General features: G+C 66.1%; 21 protein-coding genes. 9 read left to right on the forward strand and 12 right to left on the reverse strand.

Features of this window, described 5'->3' with window-relative positions; translation table 11 throughout:
* Positions 1-46: 46 nt before the first annotated feature.
* The 4 genes from LGN10_RS22695 to LGN10_RS22710 all read right to left on the reverse strand — a co-directional run bounded on the left by LGN10_RS22695 (position 47) and on the right by LGN10_RS22710 (position 4960).
* Positions 47-1246 carry an ABC transporter substrate-binding protein gene (locus LGN10_RS22695; protein ID WP_059580476.1) on the reverse strand — a complete coding sequence of 400 codons (1200 nt, stop codon included), beginning with the start codon at positions 1244-1246 and terminating at the stop codon, positions 47-49.
* Positions 1247-1322: 76 nt separating this feature from the next.
* A complete protein-coding gene (locus LGN10_RS22700; RefSeq protein WP_059580474.1) occupies positions 1323-2078 on the reverse strand; it encodes an ABC transporter ATP-binding protein in 756 nt (251 codons plus the stop codon).
* Positions 2075-2854: an ABC transporter ATP-binding protein gene (locus LGN10_RS22705; RefSeq protein WP_006477266.1), complete on the reverse strand. Its 780-nt coding sequence runs from the start codon at positions 2852-2854 to the stop codon at positions 2075-2077. Before LGN10_RS22705 ends, LGN10_RS22700 begins: the two co-directional genes overlap by 4 nt.
* A 420-nt stretch (positions 2855-3274) precedes the next feature.
* A complete protein-coding gene (locus LGN10_RS22710) occupies positions 3275-4960 on the reverse strand; it encodes a GMC family oxidoreductase (RefSeq protein ID WP_089464482.1) in 1686 nt (561 codons plus the stop codon).
* 164 nt (positions 4961-5124) lie between these two features.
* Between LGN10_RS22710 and LGN10_RS22715 the strand changes: the two genes are divergently transcribed.
* The 5 genes from LGN10_RS22715 (at position 5125) to LGN10_RS22735 (ending at position 9459) form a co-directional block, all read left to right on the forward strand.
* Positions 5125-6024 (forward strand): LysR family transcriptional regulator, encoded by a 900-nt coding sequence (locus LGN10_RS22715; protein ID WP_059580472.1) that lies wholly within the window; start codon positions 5125-5127, stop codon positions 6022-6024.
* A 151-nt stretch (positions 6025-6175) separates the two neighbouring features.
* A complete protein-coding gene (locus LGN10_RS22720) occupies positions 6176-7177 on the forward strand; it encodes a hypothetical protein (protein ID WP_059580468.1) in 1002 nt (333 codons plus the stop codon).
* Between the two features lies 1 nt (position 7178).
* Positions 7179-7985 carry a hypothetical protein gene (locus LGN10_RS22725; RefSeq protein ID WP_059580467.1) on the forward strand — a complete coding sequence of 269 codons (807 nt, stop codon included), beginning with the start codon at positions 7179-7181 and terminating at the stop codon, positions 7983-7985.
* Positions 7985-8791, forward strand: coding sequence for a hypothetical protein (locus tag LGN10_RS22730; RefSeq protein WP_059580465.1), 807 nt, complete (start codon positions 7985-7987; stop codon positions 8789-8791). The genes LGN10_RS22725 and LGN10_RS22730 overlap by 1 nt, the downstream gene beginning before the upstream one ends.
* 134 nt (positions 8792-8925) lie before the next feature.
* Positions 8926-9459: a class IV adenylate cyclase gene (locus tag LGN10_RS22735; protein ID WP_059580462.1), complete on the forward strand. Its 534-nt coding sequence runs from the start codon at positions 8926-8928 to the stop codon at positions 9457-9459.
* Positions 9460-9513: 54 nt separating this feature from the next.
* On the opposite strand, the gene LGN10_RS22740 is transcribed toward LGN10_RS22735, so the two are convergent.
* Entirely contained in the window at positions 9514-9999 is a 486-nt protein-coding gene (locus LGN10_RS22740) for an Lrp/AsnC family transcriptional regulator (RefSeq protein ID WP_060310246.1), read from the reverse strand.
* Between the two features lie 106 nt (positions 10000-10105).
* On the opposite strand from LGN10_RS22740, the gene phhA reads away from it, so the two are divergent.
* Positions 10106-11032, forward strand: coding sequence for a phenylalanine 4-monooxygenase (gene phhA / locus LGN10_RS22745; protein ID WP_124658494.1), 927 nt, complete (start codon positions 10106-10108; stop codon positions 11030-11032).
* 60 nt (positions 11033-11092) lie between these two features.
* Entirely contained in the window at positions 11093-11470 is a 378-nt protein-coding gene (locus LGN10_RS22750; protein ID WP_256939962.1) for a 4a-hydroxytetrahydrobiopterin dehydratase, read from the forward strand.
* A 92-nt stretch (positions 11471-11562) separates the two neighbouring features.
* Here LGN10_RS22750 and LGN10_RS22755 read toward each other — a convergent pair whose 3' ends face one another.
* Positions 11563-11793, reverse strand: coding sequence for a DUF3717 domain-containing protein (locus LGN10_RS22755; RefSeq protein ID WP_006401493.1), 231 nt, complete (start codon positions 11791-11793; stop codon positions 11563-11565).
* Between the two features lie 122 nt (positions 11794-11915).
* On the opposite strand from LGN10_RS22755, the gene LGN10_RS22760 reads away from it, so the two are divergent.
* Positions 11916-12608 carry a response regulator transcription factor gene (locus LGN10_RS22760; RefSeq protein ID WP_006401494.1) on the forward strand — a complete coding sequence of 231 codons (693 nt, stop codon included), beginning with the start codon at positions 11916-11918 and terminating at the stop codon, positions 12606-12608.
* Between the two features lie 105 nt (positions 12609-12713).
* Positions 12714-14198, forward strand: coding sequence for a sensor histidine kinase (locus tag LGN10_RS22765; RefSeq protein ID WP_059580457.1), 1485 nt, complete (start codon positions 12714-12716; stop codon positions 14196-14198).
* A 162-nt stretch (positions 14199-14360) separates the two neighbouring features.
* On the opposite strand, the gene LGN10_RS22770 is transcribed toward LGN10_RS22765, so the two are convergent.
* The 6 genes from LGN10_RS22770 to LGN10_RS22795 all read right to left on the reverse strand — a co-directional run bounded on the left by LGN10_RS22770 (position 14361) and on the right by LGN10_RS22795 (position 20618).
* The gene (locus tag LGN10_RS22770; RefSeq protein ID WP_059580454.1) at positions 14361-14891 is read right to left on the reverse strand and encodes an SET domain-containing protein; all 531 of its coding nucleotides are present in this window, start codon (positions 14889-14891) and stop codon (positions 14361-14363) included.
* 176 nt (positions 14892-15067) lie between these two features.
* Positions 15068-16180, reverse strand: a complete 1113-nt coding sequence (locus LGN10_RS22775) for an NADH:flavin oxidoreductase/NADH oxidase (protein ID WP_226225091.1) — start codon at positions 16178-16180, stop codon at positions 15068-15070.
* 210 nt (positions 16181-16390) lie between these two features.
* A complete protein-coding gene (locus LGN10_RS22780; RefSeq protein WP_059638594.1) occupies positions 16391-17101 on the reverse strand; it encodes a glutamine amidotransferase in 711 nt (236 codons plus the stop codon).
* Between the two features lie 28 nt (positions 17102-17129).
* Positions 17130-17768 carry a MarR family winged helix-turn-helix transcriptional regulator gene (locus tag LGN10_RS22785; protein ID WP_059580449.1) on the reverse strand — a complete coding sequence of 213 codons (639 nt, stop codon included), beginning with the start codon at positions 17766-17768 and terminating at the stop codon, positions 17130-17132.
* Positions 17769-18273: 505 nt separating this feature from the next.
* Entirely contained in the window at positions 18274-19389 is a 1116-nt protein-coding gene (locus LGN10_RS22790; RefSeq protein WP_059580447.1) for a YbdK family carboxylate-amine ligase, read from the reverse strand.
* A gap of 14 nt (positions 19390-19403) precedes the next feature.
* Positions 19404-20618, reverse strand: coding sequence for a cation:proton antiporter (locus LGN10_RS22795; RefSeq protein WP_226225092.1), 1215 nt, complete (start codon positions 20616-20618; stop codon positions 19404-19406).
* Positions 20619-21024 lie beyond the last annotated feature (406 nt).

Below are 21024 nucleotides of genomic sequence, written 5' to 3' on the forward strand. Positions count from 1 at the left end.
GCAGCCGCCACCGTGCGACGCGCCCGTGCGCGCCGCTACGCGATGCCTACTTCCACAACGCGCAGCGCGTCTCCTGCTTGGTGCCGAACGCCTGTTCGCCCGGAATCGTCGCGAGCACCTTGTAGTAGTCCCACGGCTCCTTCGATTCCGACGGCTTCTTCACTTCCATCAGGTACATGTCGTGGATCATGCTGCCGTCCTGGCGGATGTAGCCCTTCGCGTAGAAGTCGCTGATCTTGATCTTCTTCAGCTCGGCCATCACCTTGTCGGAATCGGTCGTGCCGGCGGCCTGCACGGCCTTCAGGTAGGTCGTCACCGACGAATAGTCGGCTGCCTGCAGGCTCGACGGCATCTTCTTCATCTTGCCGAAGTAGCGCTGCGCCCACTGGCGCGACGCCGCGTCGCGGTTCCAGTACCAGCTGTCGGTCAGCACGAGGCCCTGCGTCGTTTCGAGGCCGAGGCTGTGCACGTCGTCGATGAACATCAGCAGCGCGGCGAGCTTCATCGTCTTCATGATGCCGAATTCCTTCGCGGCCTTGATCGAGTTGATCGTGTCGCCGCCCGCGTTCGCGAGGCCGAGGATCTGCGCCTTCGACGATTGCGCCTGCAGCAGGAACGACGAGAAATCCGACGCGGACAGCGGGTGGCGCACCGCGCCGAGCACCTGGCCGCCGTTCGCCTTCACGACGTCCGACGTGTTCTTCTCGAGCGCCTTGCCGAACGCGTAGTCGGCCGTCAGGAAGAACCACGTCTTGCCGCCCTGCTTCACCACCGCCGAGCCGGTGCCTTTCGCGAGCGCCATCGTGTCGTACGCGTAGTGGACCGTGTACGGCGTGCACTGCTCGTTGGTCAGCGTGTCGGCACCCGCGCCGATGTTGATGTAGACCTTCTTCTTCTCGGCCGCGACCTGGTTCATCGACAGCGCGGTGGCCGAGTTCGTGCCGCCGACCAGCAGGTCGAGCCCGCCGCGGTCCATCCATTCGCGCGCCTTCGACGCGGCGATGTCGGCCTTGTTCTGGTGATCGGCATAGACGACCTCGATCGGCTTGCCGAGCACCTTGCCGCCGAAGTCCGCGACCGCCATGCGGATCGCCTCGAGACCGCCCTGCCCGTCGATATCCGCGTAAAGCCCCGACATGTCGGTGATGAAGCCGATCTTCACGGTATCCGCCGCGTGGGCGGCGCCGGCGGTGAACGCGGCGCTCGCGAGCGCGAGACAGGCCTGTGCGAGGGTCTTCATTTTCATTGACGTCTCCTGTTGTTCTGATGCGTTGTGGTTGTTCGAGGGCCGCCACGGCCAGCGGCAAGGGAAACGGGGGGCGTCATACTCCGAGCAGGTCGTGCAGGGTCGGCATCTTGCTTTCCAGTTCGGCTGCGCGGAAATGCTCGACGATGCTGCCGTGCTCCATCACGTAGAAGCGGTCGGCGAGCGGCGCGGCGAAGCGGAAATTCTGTTCGACCATCACGATCGTGTAGCCGCGCGCCTTCAGCGCGACGATCATTCGCGCGAGCGCCTGCACGATCACCGGCGCGAGGCCTTCGGAAATCTCGTCGAGCAGCAGCAGGTTCGCGCCGGTGCGCAGGATCCGCGCGACCGCGAGCATCTGCTGCTCGCCGCCCGACAGCCGCGTGCCCTGGCTCTGCCGGCGCGACGCGAGGTTCGGGAACATCGCGTAGATCTCGTCGAGCGACATCGCATGCTCGCGCGGCCCGATCAGCGGCGGCAGCATCAGGTTCTCCTCGCACGACAGGCTCGAGAAGATCCCGCGCTCCTCCGGGCAGTAGCCGATGCCGTAATGCGCGATGCGATGCGTCGCGAGGCCGATCGTCTCGTGGCCGGCGACCTTGATCGACCCGCTGCGGCGGCCCGTGAGGCCCATGATCGCGCGCAGCGTCGTCGTGCGGCCCGCGCCGTTGCGACCGAGCAGCGTGACGACCTCGCCGCGATGCACGGTCAGGTCGACGCCATGCAGGATGTGGGATTCCCCGTACCAGGCCTCCAGGCCCGTGATCTCCAGCGCAGGCGTACCGCTCTCGACGCCGCTCAATTCGCGTTCCTCCCGTTCGCTGTGCTTCATGCGTGCGCCCCCGCGAGCGCCGCGTCGGCGCTGCCCATGTAGGCCTCGATGACGAGCGGATTCTTCGACACTTCCGCATACGAGCCTTCGGCCAGCACCTCGCCGCGTTGCAGGACGGTGATCGTGTCGGAGATCCCCGCGATCACGTTCATGTTGTGCTCGACCATCAGGATCGTGCGGCCGCTCGCGACCTTCTTGATCAGCGCGGTCACGCGGTCGACGTCCTCGTGGCCCATGCCCTGCGTGGGCTCGTCGAGCAGCATCAGCTCGGGCTCCATCGCGAGCGTCGTCGCGATCTCGAGCGCGCGCTTGCGGCCGTACGCGAGCTCGACGGTCGGCACGTGCGCGAAATCGGTGAGGCCGACCTGCGTGAGCAGATCCATCGCGCGATCGTCGAGCCGCTTCAGCGTGCGTTCGCTACGCCAGAAATGGAATTCGGTGCCGAGCGCGCGCTGCAGTCCGATGCGCACGTTCTGCAACGCGGTCAGGTGCGGGAACACGGCCGAGATCTGGAACGAGCGGATGATGCCGCGCCGCGCGACCTGCGCGGGCCGCTCGTCGGTGATGTCGATGCCGTTGAAGACGATCTGGCCGGCCGTCGGCGTCAGGAATTTGGTGAGGAGGTTGAAACAGGTGGTCTTGCCCGCGCCGTTCGGCCCGATCAATGCATGGATCGCACCGCGCCGCACACGCAGGTTGACGCCGTTCACGGCGGTGAAGCCCCTGAATTCCTTCGTCAGTCCGCGTGTTTCCAGAATCGTGTCGCCGAGAATCATGTTCCCTTCCGTACGAAGTCAGGCGAAGCACCGGGAAGCCTGGCGCAAGCGGCCGCGAACAGGTCAGCGGATCAGCCGGCTGCCCCCGGGCGCCGTGGTACGCCTCGAGGGTGGTCTCCCGCGCCGACGCGTATGCACATTGCGCAACATTGTCGCGCCGTTGGTGCAGTGCAATCATCGGGATTTGCACTTATAGGGATGGCCACCCTGTCGGATGCGACCGCGCGCGAATTTCACCGTGCTTTTTTGACACGTGCATCATCACCGGTTGAGCTGCTGCAGGACATGGTACGCACGCGCCGAAAAAAGCCGCGCGACGACGCGCGGCTCGCACGGATCTTGCGCACCGGCAGCTTGTTTCGCATCGCGAATCAGCGGGCGTTCGCGCAACCGCCCGCTCGTGCGCATGTCAGCGGGCCTTCATGCCGCCGTCACCGCGGCCTCGGTTCGCACCGACGTCGTTTCGCGCGCCGCACGGCGGTCGGCGCGGATCATGTCGCTCGCGCGCTCGGCGATCATCAGCGTCGGCGAATTGGTGTTGCCCGACGTGATGAACGGCATCACCGACGCATCGACGATCCGCAGCCCGGCGATGCCGCGCACGCGCAGCCGGCTGTCGACCACCGCCCGCTCGTCGTCGGCGCGCCCCATCCGGCACGTGCCGACCGGGTGGAAGATCGTCGTGCCGACGACGCCGGCCGCATCGACCAGTTCGGCCTCGGTCCGGTACTGCGTGCCCGGCAGGATTTCCTCGGGGCGATAGCGCGCGAGCGCCGGCGCGGACGCGATGCGGCGCGTGAGGCGCAACGCGTTCGCGGCGACGTGCCGATCGTGATCGGTCGACAGATAGTTCGGCGCGATCGCCGGTGCGCTGCGCGGATCGGCGCTCGTCACGTGCACGCTGCCGCGCGAGCTCGGCCGCAAGTGGCACACCGACGCCGTGAAGGCGTTGAACCCGTGCAGCGGTTCGCCGAAGCGTTCGAGCGACAGCGGCTGCACGTGGTACTGGAGATCGGGGCGCGTGAGCGCGGGATCGTCCGGATCCGATTTCGCGAACGCGCCCAGTTGCGACGGCGCCATCGACATCGGCCCGCGCTGCAGCAGCGCATATTCGGCGCCGATCATCAGCTTGCCCCACCAGCGCGCGGAGAGTGTATTGAGCGTACGCACGCCGTCGACCCGAAACGCCATCCGCAATTGCAGGTGATCCTGCAGGTTTTCGCCGACGCCCGGCAGATCGTGCACGACGTCGATGCCGAGCGCCTGCAGCCGCCGGCCGTCGCCGATACCCGACAGTTCGAGCAGTTGCGGCGAATTCACCGCGCCCGACGTCAGCAGCACTTCCGCGCTCGCCCGCGCGACGTAATCGGTGCCGCCGCCGTGGTATTCGACGCCGACCGCGCGCCGCCCGTCGAAAATCACGCGCTGCGCATGCGCGCCGGTGATCACGGTCAGGTTCGGGCGCGCCATCGCGGGCCGCAGGAACGCCTTCGACGTATTCCAGCGCACGCCGCGCTTCTGGTTCACCTCGAAGTAGCCGACCCCGGCATTGTCGCCGCGGTTGAAATCGTCGGTGGCGGGAATGCCCGTCTGCTGCGCGGCCTGCGCGAACGATTCGAGGATTTCCCAGCGCAGCCGCTGCTTCTCGACGCGCCAGTAGCCGCCCGCGCCGTGCGCGTCGCTCGCGCCCGCATGGTGATCCTCGCTGCGCTTGAAGATCGGCAGCACGCTGTCCCACGACCAGCCGGCGTCGCCGGTTTCCTGCGCCCAGTTGTCGTAGTCCTCGCGCTGGCCGCGCATGTAGATCATCCCGTTGATCGACGAGCAGCCGCCGAGCACGCGGCCGCGCGGATACGACAGCGCACGGCCGTTGAGCGCCGCTTCAGGCTGCGTCTTGTACAGCCAGTCGGTGCGCGGGTTGCCGATGCAATACAGATAGCCGACCGGGATATGAATCCAGTGATAGTCGTCCTTGCCGCCCGCTTCGAGCAGCAGCACGCGGATGTCGGGATCCTCGGTCAGGCGGTTCGCGAGCACGCAGCCCGCGGTGCCCGCGCCGACGATCACGTAGTCGAATTCGCCCTCGAGCGTGCGTGGTGTACTCACGGTGTTGTCTCCTTCGTTCTTGTGTGCCGCGCGTGTGTTCCCGCGCGTCATTTTCAGCATAGTGCGCCGGGGCCGACGCGACCGATGAAGCGTACTCCCGCCGCCGTCCGCCGATCCAATGAGTTATGCTGAACTGCGTTATAAGCCGCGCTCATATCACGACGATGGATCTCACCCTGCTCCGCGCGTTCGCGACGGTCGCGCGCGAAGGCAACCTGACGCGCGCCGCCGCACAGCTGCATCTGACACAGCCGGCCGTCAGCCTGCAAATCAAGCATCTGCAGGAAACGCTGGGCGTCGTGCTGTTCACGCGTACGTCGCGCGGGCTCGCGCTCACCCGCGACGGCCAGACGCTGCTGCCGCATGCGGAACGCGCGCTCGCCGCGGCCGCCGACGTGCAGCGCGCCGCTGCCGCGCTGCGTCACGAGGTGCGCGGCCGGCTGCGGATCGGCACGATCCTCGACCCGGCGTTCCTGCGGCTCGGCGGCTTCCTGCGCGCGCTGGTCGAGACCCATCCGCAGATCGAAACCGCGCTGCGGCACGGGATGTCGGGCTGGGTGCTCGAACAGGTGCGCGCGCAGGCGCTCGACGTCGGCTACTACATCGGCCGGCCCGACGAGGACGCGCCGCGCGACAACGCGCTGTTCCACACCGTCACGCTCACGCATTTCCAGTACCGCGTGCTCGCGCCGGCCGGCTGGAAGGAGCGCGTGCAGCGCGCGCACGACTGGCGCGCGCTCGCCGCGCTGCCGTGGATCTGGACGCCGCCCGCGTCCGCGCACCACCGGCTGCTGTCGCGGCTGTTCGCGGCGGCCGGCGCGCAGCCGGTCAAGGTGGCCGAGGTCGACCAGGAGCAGTCGATGCTCGACCTCGTGAAATCGGGGATCGGGTTGACGCTCGCACGCGATTCGACCGCGCTGGCCGAGGCGCACGCGCATGCGCTGACGATCGTCGAACGCGTGACGGTGCCCACCGAACTGACGTTCGTGACGCTCGCCGAGCGGCGCGACGAGCCGGCGATCGCGGCCGCGCTGCGGTTGATCGAAGCGCAGTGGGCGATATGAGCGACGCTCATCGTGCGTGATCGGGCTGGCGGGTGAAAAGATCGCGCGGATAGATCGACCGGCGGTTCAACTTTCGTTCCGGTCCAATTGAAGCGAGTGAAAGACGTTTGTAATCTCGTTGATTCGTCTATCGAACACGGGAAATCCAGACATGACCGGTCCGCTCGCCGATCACGCGCGATCGCAAAGCTTCGCGGTATGCGATGCGTTGCGACGCCATCGCCGCACGCTCGCTGAAAACCTGCCTCCCCATACCAGCATTCGCACGCATCAACGCAACGGCTGGTTGATCGGCGACGATTCCTTCAGTGGCGATTTCGATCTCGATCCGCATCTTGCGAGCGAGCTTCTGCACGCGCTCGTCACATCGGGCCAGTGTTCCGCGTCCGACTGGGTGCATGACGTCGCGGACAGCGGGCATACCGGCGATCCAGGAACGCTCGCCCGGCTTTACGAAGAAGGCCGCAACAACCTGGTGGGGCCGGGAAGCATCGTCGGAAACCTCAACACCGGGCTCGGTGCGGCCCATGCTGCGCATGCGCTGTCCCTGAAACGCAACATCGACGCGGGCGCGCAGACGTTGCTCCGCCGCGCTGCACCAAGCGTGAAGATCAACCATTCCGTCACGCTCTATGACGCCAACACCACGGGAAAGGGAAAACCCCGTCCGAAGCTGCGGATACGCAACCTGCCGATCCAGAGCGTCCAGCCGGCGCTCGGGCCGCATGCGAAGCACAATCCGCGCACGCAAACCACGACTGCCGCGCTCAAGGCGGCGGATCTCAAACAGCTCACGCCCAGGATTTCGCCACTCAGGCACCTGTACGCCGGCAGCCTGATCGGCAGCGGTGTTCTGACGTTTGCGCCGAGTCTGGCACTCGACATGGCGGCGAGTATCAGCCGGGATACGCAGGGCGCGTTGAGATTCGACAGTCGTGCGTTCATGCTCGCGTCTGCGCGGAGTCAAAGCGGGAATCTACTCGGGTTTGGTTTTTCGACGGCAACGTCCGCTATTCTCCTCTGGGCCGGCGCCAGTGCGCTCCCGGTCATTCTGTTCTCGTTCGGAGTCGGATTCGGCATACAAGTGCTCTGGAACGCCTCCATCGGCCCCGACCTTGCAGAATCGCAAGCCCGACGCCTGCTGGATAACTGACATGATGTTTCCCGATCTCGAGCGCGCCCGCCCGCTTCTTCGCCATGCGCCGATTTACCTCGGCCTCGTCAACTTCATACTCGTCGGCCTCTGCCTGAGCGTCATCGCGAAAGCTAACGGCATCGCGTTCAAGCTTATAAGTGGGCCTATGCTGGCGATCCTTGTCGCGGGACCGGCTGCCGGATACCACATCAAATACCGTTCCACGCTGTCCGTACGCTCGCTGGCGGCGATCATGATTTATATCGTTGGCGGATTCGGTCTCCTGATGGGTACCGCTTTGTTAAGTGCGTGGTCGCTCATCGAAAAACCGGCGTCCAGCATGCCGTACCTGCTTTTCGTGTTTCTTTATCACGCAACCATATTGACCGCACTCGCGTTGCCGTTTGCCCTCAAACTCCGCGAACTGAAGCGCCATCCCGATCGCCGTTTCAGGAATAACCAATACCTCGCCGATACCCGCACGTTCACGATCGATCCCAACTGCGGAAAGACCGTTCCCACTAACAGGCTCGCGCCAGCGACCATCGCCCTGACCGTCACCCTGCCGATTGCGTTGAATACCTACATCGGCAAAAACAGCAGCGCGCTTCTGATCGCGACATCGCTGTACGCGCTGTTATTTTCTTACGTCGCCGCCGTCTTCATCGGGCCGAAACTGGCCTACCTGTATGAGTTGTACCGATATGAGCGCCAAACCGGCCGACGCTTCATCAACCAGGAATACGAGAAAGTACAGGCGCTCCGCCGCACCTTCCTCCTGTGCCGCTTGTTGGCGAAATTGGCATCGTTTCGGCGCGCGCACTGATGATGTTTCCCGACCTCGAGCGCGCGCGGCCGCTTCTCTGCCACGCCCCGCTTTGCCTCGGCCCTTGCAGCGTCATGATCGTCGGCTTCTGCCTGTACGCCATCGCGAAGGCAAACGGCATCGCGTTCCAGATCATGAGCTGGCCCATGCTTGCGATTCTTGTCGCAGGGATGGCTGCCGGATACCAGATCAAGTATCGCTCCACGCTGTCCGTACGTTTTCTGGCGGCGTTCACAGTCTATATCGTTGCCGTATTCGGTCTTCTGATGGGTACCGCTATGTTGAGCGTGTGGTCATTCATCGAAAAACCAGCATCCACCAAGCCGTACCTACTTTTCGTCTTCCTCTATCACGCGGCCGTGCTGGCCTCGCTCGCGTTTCCGTTTGCCCTCAAGCTCCGCGAACTCAAGCGCCATCCCGGTCGCCGTTTCAGAAATAACGAATACCTCGCTGATATCCGTTCGTTCACGATCGATCCCAATTGCGGCAAGACCGTTCCCACCAACAGGCTCGCACCGGCGACCATCGCCTTGACCGTCAACCTGCCGATTGCGCTGAATACCTACATCGGCGAAAGCAGCGGCGCGATTCTGATCGTGACATCGCTGTACACGCTGACATTTTCTTACGTCACTGCCGTCTCCATCGGGCCGAGAGTGGCCTACCTGTACGAGTTATACCGGTACGAACGCCAAACCGGCCGACGCTTCATCAATCAGGAATACGAGAAAGTTCAAGCGCTCCGCCGCACCTTCCTGCTGTTCCGCCTGTCGGCGAAACTGGCATCGCTTCGGCGCGCGCGCTGATCCCTGCGAGCCCCGCATTGCGCCCCTACCCTCCGCAGCAGTCGGCTCGCCGCCCGCTCGTCACGCCACCTTCCCAGGCTTTTTGCTAGATTGTGCGTTCGCACACCGCGAGACCCCGATTGAAGGAGACCCGCATGGCCCGCAACATCGAGATCAAAGCCCACGCCCGCGAATTCGACCGGCTGCGCGAACAGGCGGCGAAGCTCGCGACCGAAGCGCCGCTCTTCTACCGCCAGCAGGATTTCTTCTACGACGTGCCGCGCGGCCGGCTGAAGCTGCGCCGCTTCGAGGACGGCACGCCGGCCGAGCTGATCTTCTACCAGCGCGACGACCGCGACGGCCCGAAAGCGTCGTACTACACGCGCAGCCCGGTGACGAACCCCGACGCGATGCATGCGCTGCTCGCCACCGCGCTGACCACGCGCGGGATCGTGACGAAGGAGCGGCACGTGTACCTCGCGGGCCGTACGCGCATTCACCTCGACCGCGTCGACGGCCTCGGCGATTTCATCGAGCTGGAGGTCGTGCTCGGCCCGGACGACGACGAAGCCGGCGGCGAGGCCGAGGCGCATGACGTGTTCGCGAAGCTCGGCGTCGCGCAGGAGGACCTCGTCGCGGTCGCTTATGTCGACCTGCTGAACGCCGACGCGCAATCCGAAGCGGCCTGATCCGGCCCCACGAGCGGCGGGGCCGCGCGCCCTGCCGTCAGCGTCGGCGCGCCGTCACGCGGCCCCCGGCGCCAGGTGCGCCAGCGGCAGCGCACCGTTGCGCTTGAAGGTCGTCAGCACGATGTTCGAGCGCACGCTGTCGACGCCCGGCACCCGCATCAGCTTCTTCATCACGAACTGCGACAGCGCGTTGAGATCGGGCGCGACGATCCGCAGCAGGTAGTCGGCATCGCCCACCACCGCGTGGCATTCGAGCACTTCGGGCAGCACGTCGATCTGCTGCTGGAACTGCTCGATGATCGAATCGCCGTGATGCTTGAGCTTCAGGCTCGTGAACGCGGTCACACCGAGCCCGAGCTTTTCGGGGCGCAGCATCACGCGGTAGCCTTCGATCACGCCGGCCGCCTCGAGCCGCTGCAGCCGTCGCCCGATCTGCGACGGCGACAGCGGCACCTCCTCGCCCAGCTGCTGATGCGTCGCGCGACCGAAGCGCTGCAGCACGTCCAGCAGCGCGAGATCGAAGTGATCGAGTTCCACCATGAGTGTTCTCCGCATTGATTCGTGATTTGATGCGCGATTATCGCATCATCATGCCAATCTTCGCCAACTATGCGCCCAATCCGCGCGCATCCCGCTCTACACTTGCATGGTTCCCAACCACAGCGTGCAGAGCCTGATCATGTCCACCGTCGTCACCGCGAAACTGCAAGAGCAGTTCGACGCGGGCCTCGAAACCCGTGCCGATTTCACCATCGACCAGCCACTGCAGCGCTACGGCCAGGTCGACCACGCGGTGTGGAAGCAGCTCTATGCGCGCCAGTCGGCGCTGCTGCGCGGCCGTGCGTGCGACGCGTTCGTCGGCGGGCTCGGCAAGATCGCGCTGCCGGCCGATCGTGTGCCGTCGTTTGCCGACGTGAACCGCCAGTTGAAGCCCGCGACCGGCTGGGAAATCGTCGCGGTGCCGGGCCTCGTGCCCGACCGCGTGTTCTTCGCGCACCTCGCGAACCGGCGCTTCCCGGTCACCTGGTGGATGCGCCGCCCCGACCAGCTCGACTACCTGCAGGAACCCGACTGCTTCCACGACCTGTTCGGCCACGTGCCGCTGCTGATCGAGCCGGTGTTCGCCGACTACATGCAGGCGTATGGCCGCGTCGCGCTCGCGGTCGCCGACGACGAAGCAGCGCTCGCGCGGCTCGCGCGGCTCTACTGGTATACGGTGGAATTCGGGCTGATTCGCGACCCGCGCGGGACGAACGGCCTGTCGATCTACGGCGCCGGCATCGTGTCGAGCAAGGGCGAAAGCCTGTACAGCCTCGAAAGCGCGGCGCCGAACCGGCTCGGGTTCGACCTCGAGCGCGTGATGCGCACGAAGTACCGGATCGACACGTTCCAGAAGACCTACTTCGTGATCGACGATTTCGCGCAGTTGTTCGCGCTCGCCGACGTCGACGGCCGCGCGCTGGCCGACCGGCTCGCGGCGCTGCCCGAATTCGCGGCCGGCGCGGTGCTTGAAACCGACCGCGTGCTGCATCGCGGCACGGGCGAAGGCTGGCCCGACGACGCCGACGCGTGACGCGCCGGGCGCCCGCGCGAACCGCCGCCCGCCCGTCGTCTTTCGCGCAACTATGAAACAATGAACGATGCCGGCTGCGCCGCGCGGCGCAGCCGCGCGCGGGCGCCGTTACCGAACGAGAGGTGCAAGATGATCCACAAGCTCACATCCGAAGAACGCAAGACGCGGCTCGAAGGCCTGCCGCTCTGGACGGCCGTGGCGGGCCGCGACGCAATCCAGCGCCGCCTGCGCTTCGCCGATTTCAACGAGGCATTCGGCTTCATGACGCGTGTCGCGATCAAGGCGCAGGAGATGAACCACCATCCGGAATGGTTCAACGTGTACAACCGCGTCGACGTCACGCTGTCAACCCACGACGCCGACGGCCTGACCGAACGCGACATCGAACTCGCGCGGTTCATCGACGGCGCCGCCGCGCACGCGCAACCGGGCGCCTGAGTCCCGCCTGCACCGCCGCGCATCGTTCGTTGCGCGGCGCGTCAACTTTTCATTTCGCTGAACGTTTTCTAGGATGTACTCAGCGAAAGCCTTCAGCTTTCCAAGCCATCCTTAAGGCGCACGTAAGTCTCGTACGCTTTCCGCGCCTTGGGGTCCAAACCTTCCAGTTGCAGCGCGCTTTCGCGCTGTACAATCAGCAGCGCATACGGCTTGGAAAGCGCGCTAGCCTCTTCGCAGAGTTTGAGTTCGTCGCCGCTCGACGGCGAGCGGGCGCGCCAGAAATTGATCGCGGCTTCGAGGTCGTGGATCGAAATATCGGACATGATTGGATTTAATCGTTCGCTGGCCGCCATGCTTGATGTCAGGCGATGCGGCGCCCCTGTGGAAACGGCTTCGTGCTGTCCGCGTGCCTGAACCGCCAACCCATTGTACTTGAGCGAACTTCATGCGACTCCTTCTGATCGAAGACGACCGCCCCATCGCACGCGGTATCCAGAGCAGCCTCGAGCAGGCTGGCTTCACCGTCGACATGGTGCATGACGGCATTTTTGCCGAACAGGCGCTGGCACAGAATCGCCACGAACTCGTGATCCTCGACCTCGGCCTGCCGGGCATCGACGGGATGACGCTGCTCACGCGCTTTCGCCAGACCAACCGCCACACGCCCGTGATCGTGCTGACCGCGCGCGACGAGCTGAACGACCGGATCCAGGGCCTGAACTCGGGCGCCGACGACTACATGCTCAAGCCGTTCGAGCCGGCCGAGCTCGAAGCGCGCATCCGCGCGGTGATGCGCCGCAGCGGCCCGCACAGCGACATGCCGCGTCCGGAAGTGTCGCTCGGCGGCGTCCGCCTGTCGGGTGTCGACCGCCGCATCTTCAACGACGACAAGCCGCTCGAACTGTCGCCGCGCGAATTCGCGGTGCTGGAAATGCTGCTGCTGCGTCACGGCCGCGTCGTCAGCAAGGCCCAGTTGCAGGATCACCTCACGCACTTCGGCGGCGATCTCGGCGACACCGCGATCGAAGTCTACGTGCACCGCGTCCGCAAGAAACTCGAGCAGTGCCGGGTCGAAATCGTCACGGTGCGCGGCTTCGGCTACCTGCTGCAGGAAATCCGCCAGACCGCGAGCGTCTGAGCGACGCCGCGCGCCGGCCGCCCGCGTGCGGACTGCTCCGCATCGCCGCCCGGCGCACGACCGCGCCGCTCTCCGTGAGCGGCGCTTATCCATTTGCCCGTCGAAATGTCTTCTGATCCGGCTGTGACCACCAGCCTGCGCCGCTCGCTGCTCCGGCGCCTCGCCGCCCCGCTGTCGATGCTCGCGCTGATGAGCGGCCTGATCGCCTACTGGCTCGCGTGGCAATACACGCAGCACGTGATCGACCGCTCGCTCGCCGATCTCGCGACCGCCATCTCCAAACAGATCCAGATCGCCGGCCCGGACGCGCCGTTCACGGTGCCGCCGCTCGCGCAGGCGATGTTCTCCGATCCCGCCGAAGCGCTGATCTACCGGATCAGCGACGGCGAGCAGGAACTCGCCGGCGACCCGAAGCTGCCGCTGCAGGGCATCAACGTGCGCCGCATGCATCACGCGTACGTGTTCGAGGCCGAGTACGACAACCGCGCGGTGCGGGTCGCGCAGGTGCGCGTCGACGACGTCGAGGGCGGCAAGCCGATGGTCGTCGAAGTCGCTCAGCCGGTACGGCACCGCTACCGGATCGCGGCCGAATTCCTCGTCGCGATCATGATGCCGTTGCTGCTGCTGCTGCTCGCGGGCTGGGGCATCGTATGGCGCGTCGTGAACCAGCAGCTGGGCCCGCTCACGCACCTCGCCGATTCGCTGAACCGGCAGACCCACACGTCGCTGGAGCCCGTGGACGAAACCGACGTGCCGCTGGAGATCCGGCCGCTGACGAGCGCGATGAACGCGCTGCTCGGCCGGCTGAAGACCGCGCTCGACGCGCAGCGCAAGTTCATCGCCGATGCCGCGCACCAGCTGCGCACGCCGCTCACCGCGGTGAAGCTGCATGCCGAGCAGGCGGCCGTCGCGCGCGACCCGCAGCAGACCTTCGCCGCGGTGCGCGAGCTGCGCGCGGCCGCCGACCGCGCGGTGCGGCTGTCCAACCAGCTGCTGTCGCTCGCGCGTGCCGAGCCGGGCGAACAGGCCGCCCGCTTCGTCGATGTCGATCTCGCGGCGATGGCGTTCGAGACGGGTGCCGAATGGGTGCCGCGCGCGCTCGCATCGCATGTCGACCTCGGTTTCCAGCGCAGCGACGACCCGGGCGACGACGAGAAGCTGAACGTGCGCGGCAACCCCGTTCTGTTGCGCGAGGTAATCGCGAACCTGCTCGACAACGCGCTGAAGTACGTGCCGCTCGCGCGGCCGGACGGCGCGCGGATCACCGTCAACGTCGCGCGCGGTACGCTCGACGACGGCCAGCCGGCCGCGGAGATCGTGGTCGAGGACAACGGCCCGGGCGTGCCCGCGAATCAGCAGGCCGACCTGTTCAAGCGCTTTTTCCGCGGCGACGCGCAAAGCGGCAACGGCGTTGAAACGGGCGCCGGGCTCGGGCTCGCGATCGTGCACGACATCATCGCGATGCACGGCGGCACCGTGTCGTACGAGGATGCATCGGAAGGCGGCTCGCGCTTCGTGGTGAGGGTGCCGCTCGCCGCGCGTACGGAAAAACCGGCCAGCGAAACGCCGGCCGCGGCGCCGACGCACTGAACGATCGATCACCGGTCGATTCGCGGCGGGCACCCGCCGGCCCGTTGCTCGGGTCGCGCGCCGGAAGGGAACGGAAAGACGGACAGCGGACGACGGGCCGCCATGACGCGGCAACCGACGGCTGAAACGACGGCGGCAGCGCGCGATGCGCTGCCGCCTGCATCACTTCCTGTTCTTCTTGTCCTTCGACCCGGAGGCGGACTTGCCGTCCTTCTTGTCCTTCTTCTTTTTCTTCTTCCCGCCTTCGTCGGACGTCGCGAGCAACGTGCCGCGGCACGACTCGGCGCCGCAGTGGCACGCGTATTCGCGCTTGAGCTTCTTCGTCAGCTTCGCGTCGATCACGAGGCCATAGTCGTAGAACAGCTCCTCTTCCGGCCCGATGTCGCGCAGCGCGTGGATGTATACGCGGCCCTTGACTTCCTCGGCCTCGCAGTTCGGCGCGCACGAATGATTGATCCAGCGCGCGCTGTTGCCGTCGACCTTGCCATCGATCACGCCGCCTTCATCGAGTGCGAAGTAGAACGTATGATTCGGCTCGCTCGGGTCGTGCGGATGACGGCGCAGCGCTTCCTTCCACGAGATTCGCTCGCCCTTGTATTCCACTACGCGCTCGCCGGCCTTGATCGGCGCCACGGCAAACACGCCCTTGCCGTGTACTCCCGAGCGGCGCACCGCGATCCTGCGTGAACTCATCGAACCAATCCTTGTGAAGACGACTTGAATGGAAGCGGCCGCGATCGCGGCCGGGCGCCGCGCCAAACGAAAACGCGGCACCGGTCGGTGCCGCGTTGGGGAGGCGGCGAATCACCCGCATCCTACACGTTCACGATTGCTTCGTTCAACATCGCGCGCAATATTGCGCGATGTACTCAGCGTTGGCCGAATGCGACGTCGCCGAACAGCGCCTTGTGCTCGCGCGGCTGCGAGCGCCAGTACTGCGGCGGCGCCGTCACCTGCGCGCCGAGCTCGGCCGCCGCGTGCCACGGCCAGCGCGGGTCGTACAGCATCGCGCGCGCCATCGCGACGAAATCGGCATCGCCGGCCTCGATCAGCCGGTTCGCATGCGCGGGCTCGTTGATCAGGCCCACCGCGATCGTCGGCATGCCGACCGCCCGCTTCACCGCCTGCGCGAACGGCACCTGGTAGCCGGGCGACAGCGGAATCTTCTGCAGCGGCGACACGCCGCCGGACGACACGTCGATCCAGTCGCAGCCGCGGCGCTTCAGTTCGTGCGCGAACGCGATCGTATCGTCGAGCTCCCAGCCGCCTTCGACCCAGTCGGTCGCGGACACGCGCACGCCGACCGGGCGGTCTTCCGGAAACGCGGCGCGCACGATCTCGAAGATCTCGAGCGGAAACCGCATCCGGTTTTCGCGCGAGCCGCCGTATTCGTCGGTGCGCCGGTTCGCGAGCGGCGACAGGAACTGATGCAGCAGGTAGCCGTGCGCCGCGTGCACCTCGATCGCATCGATGCCGAGCCGCGCAGCGCGCTTCGCCGACGCCGCGAACGCGTCGCGAATGCGGTTCAGGCCCGCCGCATCGAGCGCGAGCGGCGGCGTCTCGCCGTCCTTGTGCGGCACGGCCGACGGCCCGTGCGGCAGCCAGCCGCCGTCGGCGACCGGCACGAGCTGGCCGCCCTCCCACGGCGTCGCGCTCGATGCCTTGCGCCCCGCGTGCGACAACTGCATCGCGATGCGGATCGGCGAATGCTTGCGGATCGCGGCCAGCACCGGCTTCAGCGCGGCTTCGGTCACGTCGTCCCACAGGCCGAGGTCGCCATGCGTGATGCGTCCGTCGGGTTCCACCGCGGTCGCTTCGATGCACAGCAGCCCCGCACCCGACAGCGCGAGATGGCCGAGATGAATCATGTGCCAGTCGGTCGCTTCGCCGCGTTCGGCCGAGTACTGGCACATCGGCGAAATCACGATCCGGTTCGGAAGGGTCACGCCGCGCAGCGTGAACGGAGAAAACAGCGCAGTCATGGAAGCCGCTCGCCAGGAAAGGGAAAGAGCGGACGAGCGTAGCACGCAGGCTCGAAGCGTGCAGACGGCGTGCTCGGCAGTAAGCGGATGGTCAGGTACGGCCGGCCGGATGCCGACGGTGCGGAGAATGCGTGGTGTACGGCGACGCGCCGGCCCGCAACGGGTGCAGGCCGGGCCAGCGCTTTGCCGCGAGCGGCGCCGCCCGCGGCGTCAGAGCCCGACGCTGTCGAGCCACTCGGCGAACATGCGGCGCGCGGCCGTCTCGAGCGCGGGGCCGTGCTGCGCGGTATCGGCGCGCAACCGGCGCGCGTCGACGCCGGGCGTCGCGGCGATTTCGCCGGCGTTCGCGATCAGCCACGGTTCGAAGCGATCGGTACGGATCTCGGGATGACATTGCAGCGCCAGCACGTGCTGCCCCCAGGCGAACGCCTGGTGGCGACAGGCCGGTGTGGACGCGAGATGGATCGCACCGCCCGGCAGGTCGAACGTATCGCCATGCCAGTGCAGCATCGACGTCGTCGCGCCGTCGAGATGGCGCAGCGGCGACGCACGGCCGGCGTCGGTGAGCGTCAGCGGCGCCCAGCCGAGTTCGTGCTGCGCGGCCGGATAGACGCGCGCGCCGAGCGCCCGTGCGATGAACTGCGCGCCGAGGCAAATGCCGAGGATCGGCAGCCCCGCGTCGATGCGCTGGCGCACGAGCGCCAGGAGCGGCGCGATCGACGGGTACTGCGCATCGTCGTACACGCTGAGCGGCCCGCCGAGCACGACGAGCAGCGACGGCTCGAGCACGTCGAGCACCTCGACCCGCGACGATCCGACATCGACATAGCGCACCCGTCGACCGCGTTCGCCGAGCACCTGCTCGAAGCTCCCGAGATCCTCGAAATGCACGTGGCGGATCGCCACGACTTCAGCGTTCATCATCGGCCTCCCGGTCGATCGACGGACGTCAGCCGGCGAAAATCTTCCAGGTCTTCTTCTGCGTCGCCGCGTCGGCCTCTTCCTGCACCGAGCAGTCGAGACGCAGATCGCTGTCGGACATCGCGATGTCGAGCACCGCGCAGTGATGCACCGTCTTCTTCGACGGCTTGCCCGGCTGAAAGTGGCTGCACGTCAGGCACATGCGCTGCGGCGGCGTCGCGCCGGCCACCTGGAGTTCGCGCAGCGTCTTCAGCAGCGCGCGATACAGCGTGCCCTGCTCGTCCGCGCCGAGCTTGCCGACCGCCTTCGTCAGGAATTCAGGCCATTGCAGCGCCTTCTTCGCGGCCGTACGGCCACGCGCCGACAGGCGCACGGCCAGTGCCCGGCCGTCGTCCAGCGCACGGCGCTTTTCGACGAGCCCCTTCGTCTCGAGCGTGCTGACCGCATCGCTCGTGGTGGCCGCGGTGAGCTGCGTCTCGCGCGCGATCTCGCCGAGCCGCATCGGGCCCTTGCGCTGCAGCAGCAGCACGAGAATCTCGCCCTGCGTCGGCGTGAGGCCGGCGCCTTCCGCCCAATCCCATGCCTCGCTCCGCATGGCCGTGCTCAACCGCAGCAGGCTATGGGTCACACGTCCCGCAGCCTGGTTCCCGTAAACGCCTTCGCTCATAGTCTTTTCGCTTTGCCGCCGCCCGGTTGGCCGAGCGGCCGTAGTGTGGAGATCGAATCTATCTCAAAACAGACGCGCTCTGTCGAGTGCGTCGACACGGCCGTCGCGAGGCACACGCGGCGGTCGCGTTCGCGGCGACCGGAGAGACACGCATCGTTCCGGCGTCCGCAAAGCCGACATTCTAAGCGAGAGCGGAAAATCGCACAGCTAAGTTATCCCCTGCGCGCTGTGGAAAATCGCTGAATAACCGTAATTTTTCGTTGTGCGCGCAATGTCGCGCGCCCGCGAGACGGGGCGCGCCGACATTGTCCTGTCCGGATCGGCCATCGGCCGCACGGTGATGATCCACCGGGTTATCCCGCGCGCAGAGCGTTGACTTTGCAGCGGAATATCCGGTTATCCACAGATTTTCAGGAGGCCTGCCGACGATTGCGGGCCGACCCGGCGCGGACTGCCGTTCAGCGAATCGTGGCGCGGTCGATCCTGCAATCTGCAAAACATATTTTCACTCACGCCAACGTAAGCACTGCTGCCGGACCGTCTCGTTCAGCGATTTTTCCTGTTTGAAAACGGTTCTCAACCACGATGCGTCGTTCACGCGCGCCTTCGCGAGCGCGCCGATCTCGTCGAGCGCCGCGCGCGAACCGAGGGCCGCCGCGTGCGGCGCGATCCGGTCGAGCGTGTCGAGGATGTCTTCCGCGATCGTGCGGCGCTCGCCCGTCTGAGGATTCACGCAGGTGCCCTCGAGCCCGAAGCGGCACGCTTCGAAACGGTTGAACGTGTAGACGAGGTAATCGTCCTCCGACAGCTTCAGCGGCCGGTCGGTCAGCAGGTAGCGTGCGAGCGTCTGGATGTAGCAGGCGATCGCCGCCGCGCGATCGACCGACAGCGGCGTGTCCATCACGCGCACCTCGATCGTGCCGTAGCCGGGCTTCGGCCGGATGTCCCAGTAGAAGTCCTTCATCGAGTTGACGACGCCCGTGTTCACCATCTTCGTGAAGTACTCCTCGAAGCTGTCCCAGGTCAGCACGAACGGCGCGCGGCCCGACAGCGGGAACGCGAACACCGAATTCAGGCGCGCCGAATGGAAGCCCGTGTCGACGTTCTGCACGAACGGCGACGACGCGGACAGCGCGATGAAGTGCGGAATGAAGCGCGACATCGAGTGCAGCAGGAACAGCGCGCTGTCGGGATCGGGGCAGCCGATGTGCACGTGCTGGCCGAACACGGTGAACTGCTTCGCGAGATAGCCGTACAGCTCGGAGATGTACTGAAAGCGCGGCGCATCGTAGATCTGCCGGTCGCTCCATTGCTGGAACGCATGCGTGCCGCCGCCGGCCAGCCCGACGTTGAGCTGGTCGGCCGCCTTCACGAGCACGTCGCGGATCGCATGCAGCTCGCTGACGGCCTGCTCGTGCGAATGGCAGATGCCGGTCGACAGCTCGATCATGCTTTCGGTGATTTCCGGCGTGATGTTGCCCGGGAAAGTTTCGGCCTGGATCAGGCGCATCAGGTCGGAGGCCGCTTTGGTCAGGTCGTAGTTGTGCGTGTTGACGACCTGGATCTCCAGTTCGACGCCGAACGTGAACGGCTCGGAATTGACGAAGGTTTCGAGTGCCATGGCAGGTTCCGGAATCAGTTGCTGTCGCTGCGTTCGCCCACGGCCGACAGGCAGCGGTAGACGACGAACGGGCTGACGAGCTGCAGGATCACGATCGAGCACATCACGATCGCGCGCAGGTGCGGGTCGAAATTCGGATAGAGCTGGTAGGTATCGTCGACGAGCAGGTACGACAGCGCGGACATCGGCGTGAGCGCGATGCCGAGCGCAACGCCCTGCTTCATCCCGAGGCCGCTCGGCTTCGCGAACGCGACGACGCCGGCCAGCTTCGCGGCGAGCCGCGTGACGATCAGCACGATCGCGAGCAGGCCGCCGAGCGCGATGTCGCCCCACGTAAACGACGTGAGCGTCAGCACGAACAGCACCACCGTCAGCAGCCAGCCCGCCGTGCCGAAGTGCTCGGGCCACAGCTGCGGGCGCGCCTCGAGGTTCTTCACGATGATGCCGGCGAGCAGCAGCGTGAGCAGCGTCGACAGCTTCAGCGCCTGCGCGACGGCGATCGCGAGCATCACGAGCCCGAACAGCGCGACGAACGAATGCTCGTCGCGCATCGTCGCGGTCATGTGGCGGAACAGGTAATTGCACGAACGCGCGACCAGATACGCGACGATGAACGAACCGGCGATCAGGTAGACGGGCTGCAGGATCGTCGCGAAAACGTTGCCGTACGCTTCCTGGTGCAGCCAGCTCGTCACGAGCTTGGTCAGCACGATCGCGTACACGCTGTTGAGCGCGGTGAGCGCGATCAGGCGTTGCGACACCTGCCCTTCCGCGCGCAGTTCCGTCTTGAGCTGGATCACCATCGACGGCGATGTGGCAATCGCGATCGCCGACAGCACGAGCGCGACCATCCCCGATACGCCGAGCGCGAGCATCACGAACAGCACGAGCACGAACGTGAGCGTGGCTTCCGCGAGGCTCGACGCGACGAGCCACGGATTGCGCCGGATCCAGCGCAGGTCGAGGCGGCTGCCGAGCTCGAACAGCAGCAGGCCGAGCGCGACATCCATCAGCAGCCGCGACGTTTCGTCGGTGCTGGTGTCGATCACGCCGAATCCGAACGAACCGGCGATCAGGCCGATCACGGCATAGCCGGTGATGCGCGGCAGGCGCCACGCGCGATAGCACAGCTCGCCGCACAGGCCGGCTGCGAACAGCGCGAGCCCGGCCCAGAACACGGCATCCGGCGCGAGCGGCCAGTTGGGCAGGAATGAGAACGCCGACTTCATCGTGGTGACTTCTCCTTTGGAAGCAACCGCCAGCGACGCGGGTCAAGCGACAGGAATGGATGCGCGCCGGCTGGGTATCGCCCCGAATGTGATTGTTGTGCTCGACGACGGCGGTACATGGGATCCGCCTGTTCCACCACAGGGCGGAACGTCGTTCAGGTTGCCGATCTGGATTGTCGGCCTGGTGTGTGAACGGACTGCGCAGTCCCGAAGATTCAGATTCGAAACCGTGCCGACCGTTCCATTGAAGCATGTCCGGCGCCTGGCCGAACGAACGCGAAGGAAACCGATTGTGCCACAGCTTTTTCGCTCCGGAACCGATTGAATCGACTCGCGGCGCTGTGCGGCACCGCAGGTCTTTGGTTTCAAAGGTTTACCTGTATATATACGTAGTAGAAGTTAACAA

Source organism: Burkholderia sp. AU32262, assembly GCF_020419985.1.
Classification (GTDB): domain Bacteria; phylum Pseudomonadota; class Gammaproteobacteria; order Burkholderiales; family Burkholderiaceae; genus Burkholderia; species Burkholderia semiarida.